Below are 17332 nucleotides of genomic sequence, written 5' to 3' on the forward strand. Positions count from 1 at the left end.
AATTTACATGAAAACTAATAGTGAAATAAAACTTCCTAGTGATAAAAATGGACCAAAGGGAATATAATCTTTAGTTCCTTTTACTTTAAATAATATTAAAATAATTCCAACTATCGAAGACAGTGCAAAAGCTAAAAAAATTGCCCACAAGGTTTTCTTTAATCCTAAAAAGGATCCAATAGCAAACATAAGCTTTATATCTCCACCACCCATAACATTAGGAACAAGGGATAATAAAAACATTGTTCCTCCTCCAAATATCATTCCAAGTATTGTATCTGTAAATGAACTCTTAATGAAAAAAGAAAGCATTATTCCCATAATCAAACCTATAATGACCATAAAATCAGGTATAATCCTATACTTCAGATCAATAAAAGAAATTATAACTAAAATTGATGTCATAACTATTGCCTTAGCAAGTACAATAGTAAACCCTAATCGTAAAAATAAAACTTCAAAGGATAGACTACAAATAATAGGTATAAAAATACTCCCGATTTTTTTATTATTTTCAATAATATTATATGAGATACTTTCTATTACAATATTTAGTAATATTCCTATAATGAAACCTATAGCAAAAATTAATATGTACATACTTCCCTCTTAAATAAAATTATTATTTTCTTTATTATTTGCATTGGAGGAAATATTATTATAAGTTATATTTTAACTTGAGTTTTTTGGAAAATTTAAGATAATCCCTTTACAATTAATAATAAATATTATATAATTATTATTATAAAGAGGAGATGATATGATATGGAAACTGATATAGATTTCAATTCCCTAATAACATCTGTAGAAACCTGTTGTTTAGGAAAGGAAAACTGCGGAGGTAAGTGCGATACTTCCAATTGCATTATAGGATATTGTAAAAAAGATCTACTTGCTTGTCTTAAATCTAACGAACAATTTCTAGAAAATGAAATAGAAAACATTCCTTTATTTGACACAAAAGTTTTTGATGAATCCTCTGTAATAGATACTGTTGGCTTTATACTAAATCAATGTAAAAATTGTAATGCGTATCACGATGAAGATTGTATAATAAATATTTTAAGAAGCGCCTGCGAAGTAATTTTATTTGGGAATCCAAAAGATTATAACGGTAGTGTGCTCTTATACTTGAATGATATAAAATTGGACAATTCAAAAATAGCAGACAAAATACAGGAATCTTATTTATCACATAAAAATTAATTATTTAAAAAAAGGAAGGGTATTAATATGGAAGATGTAAAATTATCTTATGAAACAACTTTAGGAGATACTAAAGGAACTAATTTGGAAAGATCTGTAAAACAAACTTTTAATGGTGAAACCAAGGAAGCAGGATTATATACTGCCATAGCACGTCAGGCTCAAAGACAGGGATATGGGGATATTGCCGAAATACTAAAAGTCCTTGCAAAAGAAGAAGTAGAGCACGCTGCAACTTGTGCAGAATTGAACAATATGATAACAGATGATTGTTTCCAGGATATAAAACAAATGCTAGAAGGAGAAATTTTTGCAAACAATTCAAAACGTGAAGATGCTCTAAAAGCAGAAGAACAAAAAATAGATGCAGCAAAAGAATTTTTCAATTCAGCTTCCAAAGATGAAGGACGACATGCCCGAATACTGGAAGGAATATTAAAAAAATATAACAAATAATATTAAATTAATAGTTAAGAATTAATAATTAATAGTTATGGATGATTTTCTTTAGCTAACCTAAAGAAAATCTAAAATGCAGCACTTATTGAAGCTTTGCTTCAATAAGTGCTGCATTTTAGATTTTTCATTAACTATTCATTTTTAATTATTAATTCTTAATTATTTTATACTTGTCTTATAGCTCCTCTTTTTAAAGCTACATTTATTATGTTAAATAAAATTGCTCCTGCTATAGTATTTATAACTGCAGCAGGTAAAACTACAGATAAGAACAATGCTGTAAAACTTGTCTTTAATCCTACTGTAAGCAATACTACCATTAAGAATGTAGAACCACTTATAATTGTACCTACAGCAGTAACTAATAGAATAGTTATTTGGTTGTTTATCCTATCTCTAAGAGGTTTTATAAGTACAAACATTATGTTTATAGTTACAAATTTGTCTATTACATTTGCAAATTGTCCACCAGGGAAAGCAGTAGTTGCGGCTGCCAGAATACCTGCTACAATACCTGCGCAGAGACAAGTTTTATATTCCCTGTTAAACACGAGTATTATAAAAAGCATTGCAAGAGAAAGATCTGGTTTCATTCCAAGTATAAGCGGTGGTGTAATCTGATGCAGCACTGCACCTATAGCAAGTAGTATAGAATTTATAATCATCTTTTTTAAGTTCATATTTACACTCTCCTTAAAATTAAATTCGAATATTCCATCTAATTTGAATATTCTTTAAATTAAAAATACAATTGATATTATCACAACTATCTATAAATAAATTTTCCTTATTTCTCTTTCACAACATAGCATACACCACCTATACTTCTTTCTAACCAACTTTATTTTTTAATAAAATAAAAAAACTCCATCCTAAAAACTAGGACGGAGATATCCGCGGTACCACCTAAATTATACTTTAAAAAGTATCTCTTTTTCAGACACTAACATGTCCTATCCATTATAACGTATGGAATACGTTAACCACTACTCTTCGCTCTGCGAATTTCAATTTACTCCTCTTAGGTCCATTCACAACATACAATAGTATTGAGATCCCACCATTCTCAACTCTCTGTAACTTTAATAATGTTGCTACTATTCCTCGTCAAAGGATTTATTTTTAAATTAAGTATATGTTATCACTTATTCTTCTTCATGTCAATAAGTATTTTCACTTTTATTTATACTATTTAACACCATAAGCTGAGTTAGCATTTTCATTAAATATTTGTCTGTAACAATAGTTTATTATGTCACTTCTTTTTATAATACCTATAAATATATCCTTATCATCTATTACAGGTACAAAATTTTGATTTACCGCAAGTGATACCAAGTCTTCCATGTTAGAATTAATTTTCACTGGTTTATTATGCATACGCCTAGAAATTTGTTTCAACAATACTTTGCTGGTATTTTTAAAATTCAAATCTGGAGTATTTTTTAGTTTCCACAACAAATCACCTTCTGTAAGGGTTCCCACGTACTTACCGCAGCTATCAATTAGTGGAATTGCTGTATATCTATGTCTTTCCATTCTTTCCAGTGCCTGTCTCATAGTTGAATTCGGAGTTTCACAAACAACTTCCTCTTTAGGTGTTAGAAAAAATGCTATATTCATATGTCTTTCTACTCCTTAATACTTTTATTTTAAATATACTATTTAAATTTGAAATTACGCAATCTTAGAATCAAATAACTTAATTACAAGGTCAATTATTAATCTTAAGAAGAAATAATAATTGACCTTCACAATACTATCTTGAACATTCGGCCTCTACTTGAAGTAACTTTTTAAGTACTTCCTCTATATCATCTTCTAATTTTTCATCAATTTCAACATTATCGTTCTTTACAGCTTCTATAGTAAGTTTTAGCCCCTTAGTTATATTACTTATTTCCTCCAACGTTAACAGCATAAGTATATTCTCTTTCATGTTAATAACCCCCTTATCTAACTTAATCTTTTTTAGAAAGCGACTTACATCCATTATCCCTTTTAATATATCTCGTAAAATTTAAGTTAATATAAAGCGTTTATCGAGAGATAATTTTTATTAAAAAAATCTATATTTATAATAAATGATAAGTTTTTATACTTACTCACTTATCTCTAGATATTTAACAGCATGAAACATTCATTTCAAAAGGCTGTGTTGTTAAAAGTTTCCTATAAAATCATAATATTCTTCAAGCATGTATTCTGTGTATTTCTTTTTTCCCATTAATCTATATATAACATCAAAACTTCTGTATCCTTCTTTATATAATTTATATTCCTTTAGAAGTTTTTTTAACATTCCTTTATTTATTTGTAGGAGATTAACTAATTCATCCAACGTATAAAACTCTTTGTAAAGCAATTTTTCAAGCTTTTGCTGCATTTCCACTTTATACAACAAGTCCAATTTTCTATTCTTGTGAGGTCCGCTCTTTCCTCTATGATGTTCTGAACAAAGATATTTAAAGTTCAAAGGGAAATCCACTCCTCCCTGAGATCTATAAACTATATGATGCTTATCCGCTGGTTTACCACATATTTGGCACTTTAACAATTTATTCCCTCCTAATTATATTATAGTGGATTTTTATTATATTTTATACTATTATTATAGCACAGGTTTTATCGTATTACACTTATAAAAAATTATAAAAATGTTATAATTTTCATATAAAAAGCGTATATTATCTACCTATAAAAATCAAACTATTATTATAGATAATCTACCAATTAACATAAACTTTAATGGGAGGCATTTTTTTATGCGAAATATTTTTTACTCAATTTTTGTAATAAATGCCATATTGTCCATAGCCGTTATAATGTTAGAAAGGAAAAATCCTGAAAAAACAATTGCATGGTTGTTAATTTTTATAGTTATGCCCCCTTTTGGTTTAATAGCTTACATATTTTTAGGGCGAAATTGGAAAAAACATAAACTTAACAATGAAACAAATGTAAATATAAAAGAATTAATATCTGAAGCTATTAAAAATGTAAAAGATACGACTTATACCCCTTTAATTGAACTTCTTTCTAAAAACAGTGAATCACCATTGTTTACAAACAACTCCATAAAGATATTCAAAAACGGAGCTGAAAAATTCAAATATCTTAAAAAAGAATTGCTAAATGCAAAACATCATATTCATATGGAATATTACATAATAAAAAGTGATGAAATTGGAAATGAAATAAAAGATATATTGATAAAAAAATGTTTAAGCGGTGTGGACGTACGTCTCATATTGGATAGGGTAGGCTGTATAGGACTTGATAAAAAGTATATAAATGATTTAAAAAGTGCTGGAGTTAACGTGGTCCAATATTCTTACTTCCTAGCACCAATTTTGAAGTACATAAATACTCAGATAAACTATAGAAATCACAGAAAAATAGTAGTTATTGATGGTAAAGTAGGTTTTGTAGGCGGCATAAATATAGGGAATGAATATATAGGAAAGAGTAAATATGGATACTGGAGAGATACTCATATAATGGTAAAAGGTGATTTTGTCTTAGGACTTCAGGCAGTCTTCATAGATGACTTTGTCACAATAAAATCTGCCAATAAAGAATATTTCTTTTATGATGGAAACTTTAAAGAAATATTCCCTGAAATTCCATCATACAGAAACTGCAATAAAATAATGCAGCTGGTAAAGAGTGGTCCAGATTCTGAATTTCCAGCTATTGAACAAGCCGTTTTAAAGATGATTGGTATGGCAAAGGATCATATTTACATTACAACTCCTTACTTCATACCTACTGAAAGTATATTAAATGCACTTAAAATCGCCTCTTTAAGCGGTATAGATGTACGTATACTATTTCCGGGGAGATATGATCATATATTGGTGTACTATGCCTCAAGAACCTATCTAGCAGATTTAACTAAAAGTGGTGTTAATGTTTATTTCTATAACAAAAATTGTTTTATTCACTCTAAAACCACATCTATAGATGGTAAAATATGTACTATAGGTACTGCTAATATGGACATAAGAAGCTATCAATTAAATTATGAAATAAATGCAATGATATATGATGAGGATACCACCGTTGAACTTGAAGATTTATTTTTCCATGATCTTAAAAACAGCAAGATAGCTAGTGCCAAATACTTTGATAATTTATCTCTTTTTACTAAATTTTTTGAAGCTTTTTGCAAAATATTTTCTTCATTATTATAGCCTAAAATTTAAAAACATATATACACATCAAAAGGGCTTACACACTAATTAATTAGCGCAACAAAGCCCCTATTGATAATTTCATTCAATTTGATTGCTATCTTCTTTAATTAATCCCTTTCTATATGCTATTAAGAGCTTTTCCAAATCAGCTATCTGTTTTTTTAGCTCTTTTCCTATGTCTGTATCTTCTACCCTTTTTCTCTTAGTTACATGTTCCAAAATCACCGTAGAAGATAAAATATCTTTGTCCTCTTCTATAGCATTTTTTATAGCACCAAACGGTTCATGAGAAGTCAGCAATAGTCCATAAGAATTATATATTAAAGTATAGCCTGCAATTCCAGTTTCAGGCTGATATGCCTTACAAAATCCCCCATCTATCACAAGGAGTTTCCCATTTGCCTTTATAGGACTTTCGCCTTCCTTAGTTTTTACTGGAATATGGCCATTTATAATATGAGAGCTTTCGGGTGGCAAATTAAATTCTGCCAGTATATTCTTGCACACATTCTCATCATCCCTATATTGGTAATAATAATTTTTCTTTTCATAGTGTGCTAGCTTATCATCAATAAAATATCTTTCAAAAGTTGTCATTCGAACTTTTCCAAATACAGGTGAATCCTCTCCACACCACATATACCACATCATATCCATACCATATTTTTTATTATTAGTATTACTTTTAAAGAAAAAAGCATCTCTCGCTAGACGGTCGTACCTATCTAAAAGTTCTCTACCGCTGTAGCTTATTTTTCCTATTTTCACTTCTCTAAAACTACCATCTTTATTCAACGGAATACACCCGTGATATAAAAGATTTGAATTATATACCAGGTATATACTCCCTTTACCATATAAGAATTTAATATGTCTTTGAAGTTTCTCACTGTTTACAAAAGAACTAGTCAACTTTTCAATTAATTCTTGTTCCCTATCTGTAAGTTTATATGGGTCATTCCAATCTATAGTAGGAAACTTGCTATCATTTAACTTATAATTATGACCATATATATCTATTTCCCATTTTTCTGTATCTATTTTATCAAGTAAAAGTCTATCATCCATCTTAAATTCAGGATGCCTTTTTATTATTTCAGCCTCTAATTTAAATTGCATTATAGCTATGGACTTGTGCATTTTTGCCAGTAAATTAAGTTCATTTTTACTTATATCCTTGTTTAAAGTCTTAGGAATAAAATTCTTACAAGGATCATCACTATAAAATTCAAGGGCAAAAGTAGCAAGAGGAAGTAAGTTTATTCCATATCCATCTTCAATAGTATGCAAATTAGCATATCTAAGTGATATTCTAAGCACATTAGCTATACAAGCTTCACATCCAGCTGCCGCCCCCATCCAGAGCATATCATGATTTCCCCATTGAATATCCACAGAATGATGTTTCATAAGAGCATCCATTATAATTTCAGCTCCTGGTCCCCTGTCATATATATCTCCTATTATATGAAGCCTGTCTACAACTAACCTCTGTATTACATTTGATATAGCTATAATAAATTCAGGTGCACGATTTATATCTATTATAGTTTTTATTATACCGTTATAATACGCTTGTTTATCTACCTTATCATCCTGATCGTGAAGCAGTTCTTCTATTATATATGAAAAATCCGATGGAAGTGCTTTCCTCACTTTAGATCGAGTATATTTTGAAGATACATTCTTACACAATTCAATTAATTGATATAAAGTTATCCTATACCATTCTTCCAAATTGTGTTCTTTTTCCTTAATTAATTCTATTTTTCTCTCAGGGTAATATACAAGGGTTGCCAGTGATGCCTTCTGTTCTTCTCTCAATGAATTTCCAAACACATCATCAATTTTCCTCTTTATTACACCAGATGCATTTCTAAGCATATGGGTAAAAGATTCATATTCTCCATGAATGTCACTTATAAAGTGTTCTGTAGCTTTTGGTAAATTCAATATAGACTGAAGATTTATAATTTCCGTACTGGCGCTAGATATTGTGGGATATTCTCTAGATAATAATTGAAGATATCTTAAATCTTTTTCTATTATATCTAAATTATTCTCATCATAGAAAATCATGGTCATTTTCTCCTTTTTAATATATACAATTTTAATTTATACAATTTATTTAATTTATGAAAGCAATAATGATATACTATATAATATATTATAGTATATCATTATTAACATGTATAGTACAAATTGTATATTTAGTATAGCATATAATAACACATTTCCCTATTTAAAACTACTAATATTAAGCTCATTATAGTTTATTAAAAAGTTCTTTAAATTATCCATAATCACTTTTATTCCATCTTTGGAATCCGACTCTATATTCAAACACAATACTGGTTCATGAAGGGAAATCCTAAGAAGGAACCATCCATCTCCATTAAGTTTATTACAATTTACCCTAACTCCTTCATAATTATTAGGTGCTTCATTCCATCCATTGATTTTTTCTACATAGTTCTTTAAATCATCCAATATTTTATATCCATAATCTTTAAAATTACTGTTTAAAATATTAAATCTAAACTCTAAACTTTCAGGTGAAATTTTTAGACTTTTTATTAAGTCCTCTATACTTTTACCTTGTTTATGAAGTTTGGCCATTTTTACTAGTATTTTAGATATCAAATAAGCTCCATCATCTAAAAAGTAATTTTCTTTAAGTGCTGCATGTCCTGAAGTTTCAATAGCCAAGTAGCATTTTTCTCCCTGCTCATTTAGTCTTATTCCTTCATTTATTACATTTCTATAACCTCTTTTGAATCTATGATGTTTTCCACCTAAATTTTCAATAAATTCACTTAATCCATTTGAAGTTACAGAATCAGTTACTATAGTGCTGCCTGGATGTTCCTCTAAAATTATAGAAGATATTAAAGCTATTAGGGAATTTCTATTTATCTCCATACCTCCAGCATCTACAATAGCTGCCCTATCTACATCTGCATCAAATACTATACCAAGATCTGCTTTATTTTCAAGTACTGCCTTTCTAATGGAATCCATAGCTTCTTTTGCTTCAGGATTAGGAATATGATTTGGAAATCTTCCATCTGGATTAATAAACTGACTTCCTTCAACTTCTGCGCCTAATTTTTTTAGAACTTTACTTGCAAAAAAGCCCCCTGCTCCATTACCTGCATCTACAATAATCTTAAACTTAGAAAGAGGCATTTCGTAATTTTCATTTGAATTTATACCTTTCCTAATTTTTTCAACTAATAAACTTGAATATGTGTCAATGAAGTCAACTTTAGAAATTTCTCCTTTATACGAAGGATATTTAAAGTCTTTCTCCACTGCACTATCTAATATGTATTTTATATTCTCTTTTTCACATCCACCATTTTCAGTGAAAAATTTTAATCCATTGTGATAATAAGGCAAATGGCTTGCAGTTATCATAATAGATCCATCGCATTTATAATCTTCCAGTACAGTAGTCATAAACATAGCTGGGGTAGTGCAAAGTCCGCAGTCATATACACTGCATCCCAAATTTACAAGTTCATTTAAAATAACTTCTTTAATTTCAGGTCCTGACAGTCTGGAATCCATGCCTACTGCAATTTTTATTTTTTCTTTTTTTATATTTTTTTTGTCTTTAAGCCATTTTACAAACCCACCTGCTATGGCCTTTACTTCTACAGTAGTCAAATTAACTTTCTTTTCAGGATTTTCAATTGCAATTCCCCTTATATCAGTACCATTTTGTAATTTATGTAATTCTTCTATCATGTTCTTCCCCCTATTTTTCTAAAGTTTATATGTAAAATCCCTAAATAAAAATATCACATATGTATCCTAAGTAAAATTTGAGATTATCCTCATAAATATACTGAAGTATGTTTCAACTTAGAATCTCCATATTAATTATATAATAAATGTTTTCCTATAGGTACAATTTATATTCATTTTATAATTAAAGCTCAAACATAAACAGAGTTCTTGGTTTCAGGTGGAGTTTTTTCTCCATCTGAAACTTAGAAATCGTTATCCAGGGGCGTAGCAGCCGTTTATCCCACACTTTATAAGAAGATGGGGTATTACGGCTGGTAGCCATCGAATAAATAGTTTCTCTAACAAAAAAATAAACTTATACTTGAGGATATGCTGCCAAAATTGAAATCACATTTTAAAACTTTTTATTAAGTCTTAGCTCAGTATTTTAGAAAATCTTAGAAGTTTATATATGTTTGAGGTACGAGTTTATATGAACTTCTTTAGATTTTCAAAATACTGAGCTTTAGACTTATAAAAAGTTTTTATAGTGATGAGATTTGGCATTATATCCGGTAGCATAAGTTTATTTTTTGTTTAGAAACTCTATTACTCATGTTTATTTTAATCCTTAAGCTTTTTCTACTTTCATTGCCCTCATAGAATTTAATACTGCTATAAGAGCTACCCCTACATCTCCAAAAACTGCTTCCCACATATTAGCTATTCCCACAGCTCCTAGAACTAAAATCACCAGTTTTACTCCAAGGGCAAATACTATATTTTGGGATACTATTTTTTTAGTTCTCTTAGCTATTTTAATGGCAGTTACTATTTTTGAAGGTTCATCTGTCATAATAACTACGTCTGCAGCTTCAATAGCAGCATCTGAACCAATACCGCCCATAGCAATTCCAACATCTGCTCTTGCAAGCACAGGAGCATCATTTATTCCGTCTCCTACAAAAATCATTTTTCTATTAGAAGACTTTTCGGCAATTATATCATTTAATTTTTCTACTTTTTGATCTGGAAGAAGCTGTGCATGAACCTCATCCAATCCTAATTTATATCCTATTGCTTCTCCAATTTTTTTATTATCTCCCGTAAGCATAACTGTTTTCCTTATTCCCATGTCTTTTAACATTTTAATTGCATCTTTAGAATCTTCTTTTACTTCATCAGATATTACTATATAACCCATGTAAATTTTATCGAGCGCAACATGAATTACAGTTCCAACAACTTCTGACATATCATAATTTATTTTTTCTTTTTCCATAAGTCTGGAATTTCCTGCAATAATTTCTCTTCCATCTACCGCTGCTTTAATACCCTCGCCTGAAATCTCAGCATAATCCTTTATTAAATTTCTATCTATATTTTGATTGTACTGTTTCACTATAGACAAAGCTATAGGATGATTAGAATAAGATTCTACAAAAGCTGCATACTTTAAAACATCTTCATCTGTAAAATCATTAAAAGCTTTTACCTGAGTAACTTTAAATATTCCTTTAGTAAGTGTTCCTGTCTTATCAAAGACTACTGTATCTATGCTATTTAAAGCTTCAAGGTAATTTCCACCTTTTACAAGAATCCCATTTTTAGAAGCAGCTCCTATTCCTCCAAAGAATCCAAGGGGTACTGAAATAACTAGTGCACAAGGGCAAGAAACTACTAAAAATACAAGAGCCCTATAAATCCATTTAGAAAAACTTTCCCCTTCCATTAAAAGTGGTGGCAACAAAGCTAGTCCTATTGCAAATGCCACAACTGCAGGCGTATAGTATCTAGCAAACTTTGTAATAAAATTTTCCGTAGGCGCTTTTTTACTGCTGGCATTTTCAACTAAATCCAATATTTTAGCCACAGTAGATTCTTTAAAACTTTTAGTTACCTTCAAAGTTAAAACTCCATTTTTATTTATATATCCACCAAGCACTATATCCTTGTATCCTACTTCTTTTGGAAGAGATTCTCCCGTTAATGCAGAGGTATCTATCATAGATTTGCCTTCTATAATTTCTCCATCCAAAGGTATTTTTTCACCTGGTTTTACTAAAATAAACTCACCTATATTTACATCTTCAGGATTCATCTTTTTTAATCCTGATTCAGTCTTTACATTTGCAAATTCAGGTTTTATATCCATAAGGGCAGCTATAGATTTTCTTGAATTATTTATTGCCCTATCTTGAAAATATTCACCTATTTTATAAAAAAGCATAACTGCGACAGCCTCAGGAAACTGTCCAATTATAAAAGCGCCTATACTTGCAATACACATTAAAAAATTTTCATCAAATACCTGTCCCCGGAAAATATTTTTAACTGCTTTCCAGAGTACATCCTTTCCAATCGCAATATAACTTAAAAGAAAAAGTGTAAATTCAATTTCAAATGCAAATTTAAATATTACAGCAGCAGCATAAATAAAAACTCCAATTACTGCAATTATATATCCCACTTTCCTATTTTTTTCCTTAGGTAAATCCTGAATTTTTCTTGATTTTTCATTAACTTCATATATAACTTTTACATCTGGTTCTAACCTTTTAACTATAGATTTTATATTTTCCACAACGTTATTAAATTTTTTTCCATCGTACAACTCGAATTTAAGCTTTTTAGACAAAAAATCCACAGAAGCATTCTTTATTTCAGGCATTTCATTAATTTTGTTTTCTATTTTTGCAGCACAGTGTGCACAATCAAGTCCTTCGAGAATAAATTCTTTTTTAATATAATTATTTTTTAATTTTCTATTATCTTGTAATTTTACTTCCATAGTATTGTTCATTCTAATCCACCTCCCGGTATCTAATAACATATGTTCATGTGTTCATATGTTTATGCTTTAAGTATAATTTAATTTGCTTTTCTTGTCAACAAAATTTATTTGATGCCTACCTAAAGTAGACTCCCGCTTAACTTAATAATCAATGCAAATAAGGCATATGAAAAAATAAACTAGTTATCTTTTCATATGCCCAAAACTTTTAAATACAAATTCAATTATATATTTTGGTAGGTTTATCATCCAAATCTATTTTTTCGATATTTTCTGTATTTGGATTCACAAGAGCCACAGCTTTTTCTCTGCTTAAAGTTACCATAACATTCCCATTAGCTTTATCTATAGTAACATCAGTAGGATATCTACCTACTCTTATTTTTTTTACACTTTTAAAATTTCTCATATCCACTACACTTAAAGTATCTTCTCCTGTATTTGCAACATAACAATATCTTCCATCATAAGATATACAAAAGTTCTTAGGTTTCCTTCCTACAGCTATAGATTGAAGTACGGTGTAATTTTGAAAATCTATTAAAGACATATCATTGCTTTCTTTATTTGCTACAAGTGCATATTTTTTGTCTGGAGTAAATGAAATTTTTGAAGGATGTTTGCCTACCTCTAACTTTTTTAAAAGCTTATCATCCTTAATCTGATAAAATAACAAAAATCCTGTATCATCCTCATCTTTAGAACTAGAGACAACTACTACTAGGATTTTACCATCTGGTGAAATTTGAATGTCCTCTGGTTTACCCTCCACATTAATTTTACTTATAATTTGATTTGTAACCGTGTCAATCTTACATATGGTTTTATCGCCTGTGATTACAAAATAATAGGATCTATATTCCTCCAAATCTTTAGCCATAGAATTTGACTTATACTGCATTATTATAAATCCACTGCTTAAAAAAAGTACTACTAAAAACAAAATAAAAAAAACTTTAAACCATTTCTGATGAGTCATAGGCACCACCTCATATATGTTTTCTTTATTTTATTTTGCACCTTTTTTACCATATATATTCTTATTTATAACAAATTTTCAATTTTTAATATATTTATTTATATATTTCTACTGTAGTTTTAAGTCCAACATATTCTTTTAGTATATCCATATCTTTATTAGATAGAGCAATACACCCATAAGTCCAGTCGTATTTAGAGCCACCACCATGTATTCCTATTTCCCCTCCAAGTGAAGTATGCCAAGGCGGCTGTTCTTTATTATTTATAGCCCATTCTATTCTGTCATAATTAATTTTACCTATGACTTTCTTATCTAAAGCTTCTTTAGCATCATCTATATTTGGATAACTTATTCCAAAAAAATAATCATATTTACTTTTAGGATTTGTATAACATATGTAATAGATTCCTTCTGGGGTTTTTAAATCTCCTTCTTTTTCCTTTTTACCTGAGGGAACTCTTCCAAGTCCAACTTTAAACCTTCCAATCAATTCATTATCTCCATAAAGCTCCATTGTCCTTTTTCCCTTATAAATTTTTATTGAAGTTTTTTCTGGTTTTTGCTTTGGAGCTTGAAAAAACAACTTTCCTTTCTCCGCCTGTATGTCTTTTTGGGCTGCGCTATTCTTAGCTGAAATATTTTTAAATTCATTTTGCTTAATATATCTTTTTATAGATAACCCAGAAATAGTTGCTATTACAACTGTGCCAAAAACCAGAAATAACAATGGGAAAATTATGTGCTTCTTTTTCATAATCATCACTTACCTTTTGTAGTATTTTTATTATATTTTACATTAATTTATCAATCTATGCCAATTATACTCTTAATCCATTCTATTATATTTTTATTTTTCTTGTCCACTTTTTTATACTGCTCCACTCTTTGATTATATACTTTAAACTTATCGTTATAATTTTTCATGTCTGTATTATATTGTTCAAGTTGAGTATTATATGCTATAACTGCATTATTCCACTTACTGGTTTCTCCTTGAGACTTTGTAGAATCTACCTGACTCTTCAATTTTTCTAAACCATTTTGCTCTTTTTGGAGGTTATTTTTTAAATTTTGAACTTCATTTTGACTTTGCTGAATACTTAAATACATTTCTTTAGTTGTACTATTACTGGCTGAATACTCCCTGCTAGACCTTATATCTACAAATGCTGCTATGCAAACAACTAAAAGTATTATAATTATGATAGAAATTTCAAGCAAAATAGATTTTAACTTTGATTTTAGTCTTTCCACAGCTATCCTCTCCTACCTTAAAATAGAAAAATACTATTAAGTATATAATACACCGTACATATTATAATATTATTGGCAAGGCGAAGAATATGCTAAAAAGCTGACGACAAAATCTCTTTGCCTTCAGCTTTTTACTACAAAATCATATATAGATAAATACTAAATACTTGTTTTAGTATTTATTAAATGTATTCATTACAAGATTTAACTATATCATCAACTATTGTTTCAAGATTTAGTATATTGTGAACTGAAAAATCACAATACGCTTTGTAGATATCATATCTTTCATTATAAATTTTTTCTATTTCTTTAATTCCTTTTTTTAAAAGAGGTCTCCCTGATATGTCAACATCAGAAATTATATTCTCTAAAGGTCTATCTATAAAAACTACAATTCCGTTTTTTTTCAAATTTTGTATATTACACTTCTTTTTTATCACCCCACCTCCTGTAGCTATTATAATATTTTTTTCTACACTTACTTTCTCTACTGCTTTTGATTCTAATTTTCTAAAATACTCTTCTCCATTTTTAAATATATCTGGAATACTGCATCCGTTTTCTAATTCTATATAATCATCTAAATCTATACATTTTCTATTTAATCTAGAGGCTAAAAGATTACCTAAAGTAGTTTTCCCTGATCCAGGCATACCTATAAGAACTATGTTTTTAGTCTCTGTATCCATAATTATATCCCTCCCTATTTGTTGTACTCTATTTTAACTAATTCATCATATATTTCATTTATAGTTTCTATCGATATATTCTTTTTGTGCCAAATTTCTTCTGCTGCCACAGCTTGTGCTACAAGCATATATAATCCATTTGCAATTTTAAGTCCCATTTCTTTCCCCATCTTTAGGAAAAGTGTATACTCAGGATTATATATTAAATCCACAGCTGTATTAAATTTAGACAATACATTTTTATTTATAGGACAATTATTTAAATTAGGGTACATACCACAGGGAGTACAGTTCACTATTATATCTCCACTTTTTATTTCTCTGAGTTTTTCATAAGAAATAACTTCAAAATCACTTTGCTTAATTTTTTCAGGATGCCTGCTTACATAAGTAATATTTGAGGCACCTTCATCTAAAATGTACCTGACAACAGCTTTAGATGCTCCTCCTGTACCAAGTATCACTGCATTTTTATTTAATACATCTATGTGATTCTTTTTTAAAGTAAGACCAAAACCATAGTAATCTGTATTATATCCTTTTAGTCTGTTTCCATCAAATTCTATAGTATTTATAGCACCTATATTCTTTGCTTCTTCTGATATATCATCCATATAACTCATAACGGCAATTTTGTAAGGTATGGTTACATTTATTCCCTTGCATCCTAAAACTTTAAAAGCCTCCATACTTTTACCTAAGTTCTGAGGTTCTATTTCGAATAAATTATATTCTCCATTTATACCTAGTTTTTCTAAAACCAATTTGTGTATTACAGCTGAATAACTGTGTGATAACTTTTCCCCTATAAGTCCCTGCAAGTTGCTCATATGAATCGCCTCCTTTTTATTTACTATCTAAAAACAATCTCCTTTGTAATTCCCCAAAAGTTTAAAATATACGCTCTCTTCTTGTATGCCCTTTAAAGCATACCTAGTATCTTTATCCATAATATTTCCATTAAAATCAATATAAAAGAAGTACTGCCAGGATTTATTTATTATAGGTCTTGACTCTATTTTAGTCATATTCAAATTATTTTCATGAAAATACTTCAAAACATTATAAAGAGTTCCCGGTTCATGCGGCAGAGTAATCAATATACTTATCTTGTCACGTTGTTTATCACTTTCTATATTTTTTCCTATTATTATAAATCTAGTGTAATTATTGCTGTTATAATTTATATTTTTTTCTATTATATCAAGTCCATAAAGTTTTGCTGCATTTTTACTTGCTATAGCAGCTTTACTCTTAACATTTTGCTCACTTATATATTTGGCACTTCTAGCCGTATTAAAATAAGGATTTAGCTTCCAATTCTTATGTTTTTCCAGAAATCTACTGCTCTGCATAAATGCTTGACTATGAGAATAAACTTCTTTTATATCGGAAATAGACGCTCCCTTTACTCCTAATAAATTGTGATTTACTTCAATACATTTTTCTCCTACTATGTAAAAGTCATATTCCCCTATAAGATCATAAACCTGTGGAATGCCACCTGTAGAGGAATTTTCAATAGGAAGAACGCCGTATTTTATAATTCCATTTTTTAGAGCTTCAAATACATCTTTAAAGCTTTCAAAGTTTAATGCTTCTGATTCATTTTCAAAATACTCTAACAGTGCTTCATGACTGAAAGATGCTGGTACTCCTTGAAATCCAATTTTAAATACATCACTATTTTGCTCTTTAGGCTTAATTTCACTACTTTTAGAAGATTGTTTGAATTCTCTTTTTTGTATGTTCCTGCTTATTTCCATAACATTCTTCAAAAAGGTTTTAGTTTCATCTTTTATGGATTTATCTTTAAGATTTTTTAAGTTACCCTTTATTACCTCTTCTTCTCTTGATTTATCAAGTATATCCATAGAATTTTCTATTTTATATTCTGCTACTTTGCGAGATACTTTTGCCCTCTTTTCAAAAAGTTCAATCATTTCTTTATCTATTTTATTTATTTCATTTCTTAAATACTCTAAATCTTCCAAAATATTACCTCCACAAG

17 protein-coding genes and 1 other annotated feature are annotated in these 17332 nt (G+C 29.2%); of the genes, 3 read left to right on the plus strand and 14 right to left on the minus strand.

Features of this window, described 5'->3' with window-relative positions; all coding sequences use genetic code 11:
- Window positions 1-3: 3 nt before the first annotated feature.
- Window positions 4-600: a prepilin peptidase gene (locus CLRAG_RS17400; RefSeq protein ID WP_207644835.1), complete on the minus strand. Its 597-nt coding sequence runs from the start codon at window positions 598-600 to the stop codon at window positions 4-6.
- Between the two features lie 165 nt (window positions 601-765).
- Here CLRAG_RS17400 and CLRAG_RS17405 point away from each other — a divergent pair, with 165 nt between their 5' ends.
- Together CLRAG_RS17405 and CLRAG_RS17410 are read left to right on the plus strand one after the other, a co-directional pair.
- Window positions 766-1206 (plus strand): hypothetical protein, encoded by a 441-nt coding sequence (locus CLRAG_RS17405; protein ID WP_065079561.1) that lies wholly within the window; start codon window positions 766-768, stop codon window positions 1204-1206.
- Between the two features lie 27 nt (window positions 1207-1233).
- Complete coding sequence (locus CLRAG_RS17410) at window positions 1234-1662, plus strand: ferritin family protein (RefSeq protein WP_065079562.1); 429 nt, start codon at window positions 1234-1236, stop codon at window positions 1660-1662.
- 167 nt (window positions 1663-1829) lie between these two features.
- Here the strand turns inward: CLRAG_RS17410 and CLRAG_RS17415 are convergent, their stop codons facing one another.
- From CLRAG_RS17415 to CLRAG_RS17430, 4 genes are all read right to left on the minus strand, one after another.
- Entirely contained in the window at window positions 1830-2345 is a 516-nt protein-coding gene (locus CLRAG_RS17415; RefSeq protein ID WP_065079563.1) for a tryptophan transporter, read from the minus strand.
- A gap of 197 nt (window positions 2346-2542) precedes the next feature.
- Window positions 2543-2785: a binding site (T-box leader), on the minus strand.
- A 68-nt stretch (window positions 2786-2853) separates the two neighbouring features.
- Complete coding sequence (locus CLRAG_RS17420) at window positions 2854-3288, minus strand: CBS domain-containing protein (RefSeq protein ID WP_065079564.1); 435 nt, start codon at window positions 3286-3288, stop codon at window positions 2854-2856.
- Window positions 3289-3424: 136 nt separating this feature from the next.
- Complete coding sequence (locus CLRAG_RS17425) at window positions 3425-3604, minus strand: hypothetical protein (RefSeq protein WP_013239540.1); 180 nt, start codon at window positions 3602-3604, stop codon at window positions 3425-3427.
- Between the two features lie 222 nt (window positions 3605-3826).
- Complete coding sequence (locus CLRAG_RS17430) at window positions 3827-4222, minus strand: HNH endonuclease (RefSeq protein ID WP_063554014.1); 396 nt, start codon at window positions 4220-4222, stop codon at window positions 3827-3829.
- Window positions 4223-4430: 208 nt separating this feature from the next.
- On the opposite strand from CLRAG_RS17430, the gene cls reads away from it, so the two are divergent.
- A complete protein-coding gene (gene cls, locus CLRAG_RS17435; RefSeq protein ID WP_065079565.1) occupies window positions 4431-5861 on the plus strand; it encodes a cardiolipin synthase in 1431 nt (476 codons plus the stop codon).
- An 81-nt stretch (window positions 5862-5942) separates the two neighbouring features.
- Here cls and CLRAG_RS17440 read toward each other — a convergent pair whose 3' ends face one another.
- The 9 genes from CLRAG_RS17440 to pheA form a co-directional block, all read right to left on the minus strand.
- Window positions 5943-7943 (minus strand): fructose-bisphosphatase class III, encoded by a 2001-nt coding sequence (locus CLRAG_RS17440; protein WP_065079566.1) that lies wholly within the window; start codon window positions 7941-7943, stop codon window positions 5943-5945.
- A gap of 159 nt (window positions 7944-8102) precedes the next feature.
- Window positions 8103-9617: a phosphohexomutase domain-containing protein gene (locus CLRAG_RS17445; RefSeq protein WP_065079567.1), complete on the minus strand. Its 1515-nt coding sequence runs from the start codon at window positions 9615-9617 to the stop codon at window positions 8103-8105.
- A gap of 613 nt (window positions 9618-10230) precedes the next feature.
- Complete coding sequence (locus CLRAG_RS17450; RefSeq protein ID WP_065079568.1) at window positions 10231-12402, minus strand: heavy metal translocating P-type ATPase; 2172 nt, start codon at window positions 12400-12402, stop codon at window positions 10231-10233.
- A gap of 211 nt (window positions 12403-12613) precedes the next feature.
- A complete protein-coding gene (locus tag CLRAG_RS17455) occupies window positions 12614-13372 on the minus strand; it encodes a YncE family protein (RefSeq protein WP_065079569.1) in 759 nt (252 codons plus the stop codon).
- Between the two features lie 94 nt (window positions 13373-13466).
- Window positions 13467-14129 carry a L,D-transpeptidase family protein gene (locus tag CLRAG_RS17460; protein ID WP_065079656.1) on the minus strand — a complete coding sequence of 221 codons (663 nt, stop codon included), beginning with the start codon at window positions 14127-14129 and terminating at the stop codon, window positions 13467-13469.
- A 50-nt stretch (window positions 14130-14179) separates the two neighbouring features.
- Window positions 14180-14629 carry a hypothetical protein gene (locus CLRAG_RS17465; RefSeq protein WP_065079570.1) on the minus strand — a complete coding sequence of 150 codons (450 nt, stop codon included), beginning with the start codon at window positions 14627-14629 and terminating at the stop codon, window positions 14180-14182.
- 182 nt (window positions 14630-14811) lie between these two features.
- Window positions 14812-15321 carry a shikimate kinase gene (locus tag CLRAG_RS17470; RefSeq protein WP_065079571.1) on the minus strand — a complete coding sequence of 170 codons (510 nt, stop codon included), beginning with the start codon at window positions 15319-15321 and terminating at the stop codon, window positions 14812-14814.
- A gap of 14 nt (window positions 15322-15335) precedes the next feature.
- Window positions 15336-16151, minus strand: a complete 816-nt coding sequence (gene aroE / locus CLRAG_RS17475; RefSeq protein WP_065079572.1) for a shikimate dehydrogenase — start codon at window positions 16149-16151, stop codon at window positions 15336-15338.
- A 27-nt stretch (window positions 16152-16178) separates the two neighbouring features.
- The gene (pheA, locus tag CLRAG_RS17480; RefSeq protein ID WP_065079573.1) at window positions 16179-17315 is read right to left on the minus strand and encodes a prephenate dehydratase; all 1137 of its coding nucleotides are present in this window, start codon (window positions 17313-17315) and stop codon (window positions 16179-16181) included.
- Between the last annotated feature and the right edge of the window lie 17 nt (window positions 17316-17332).

This window comes from Clostridium ragsdalei P11 (assembly GCF_001675165.1).
In the GTDB taxonomy this organism is placed as follows: domain Bacteria; phylum Bacillota; class Clostridia; order Clostridiales; family Clostridiaceae; genus Clostridium_B; species Clostridium_B ragsdalei.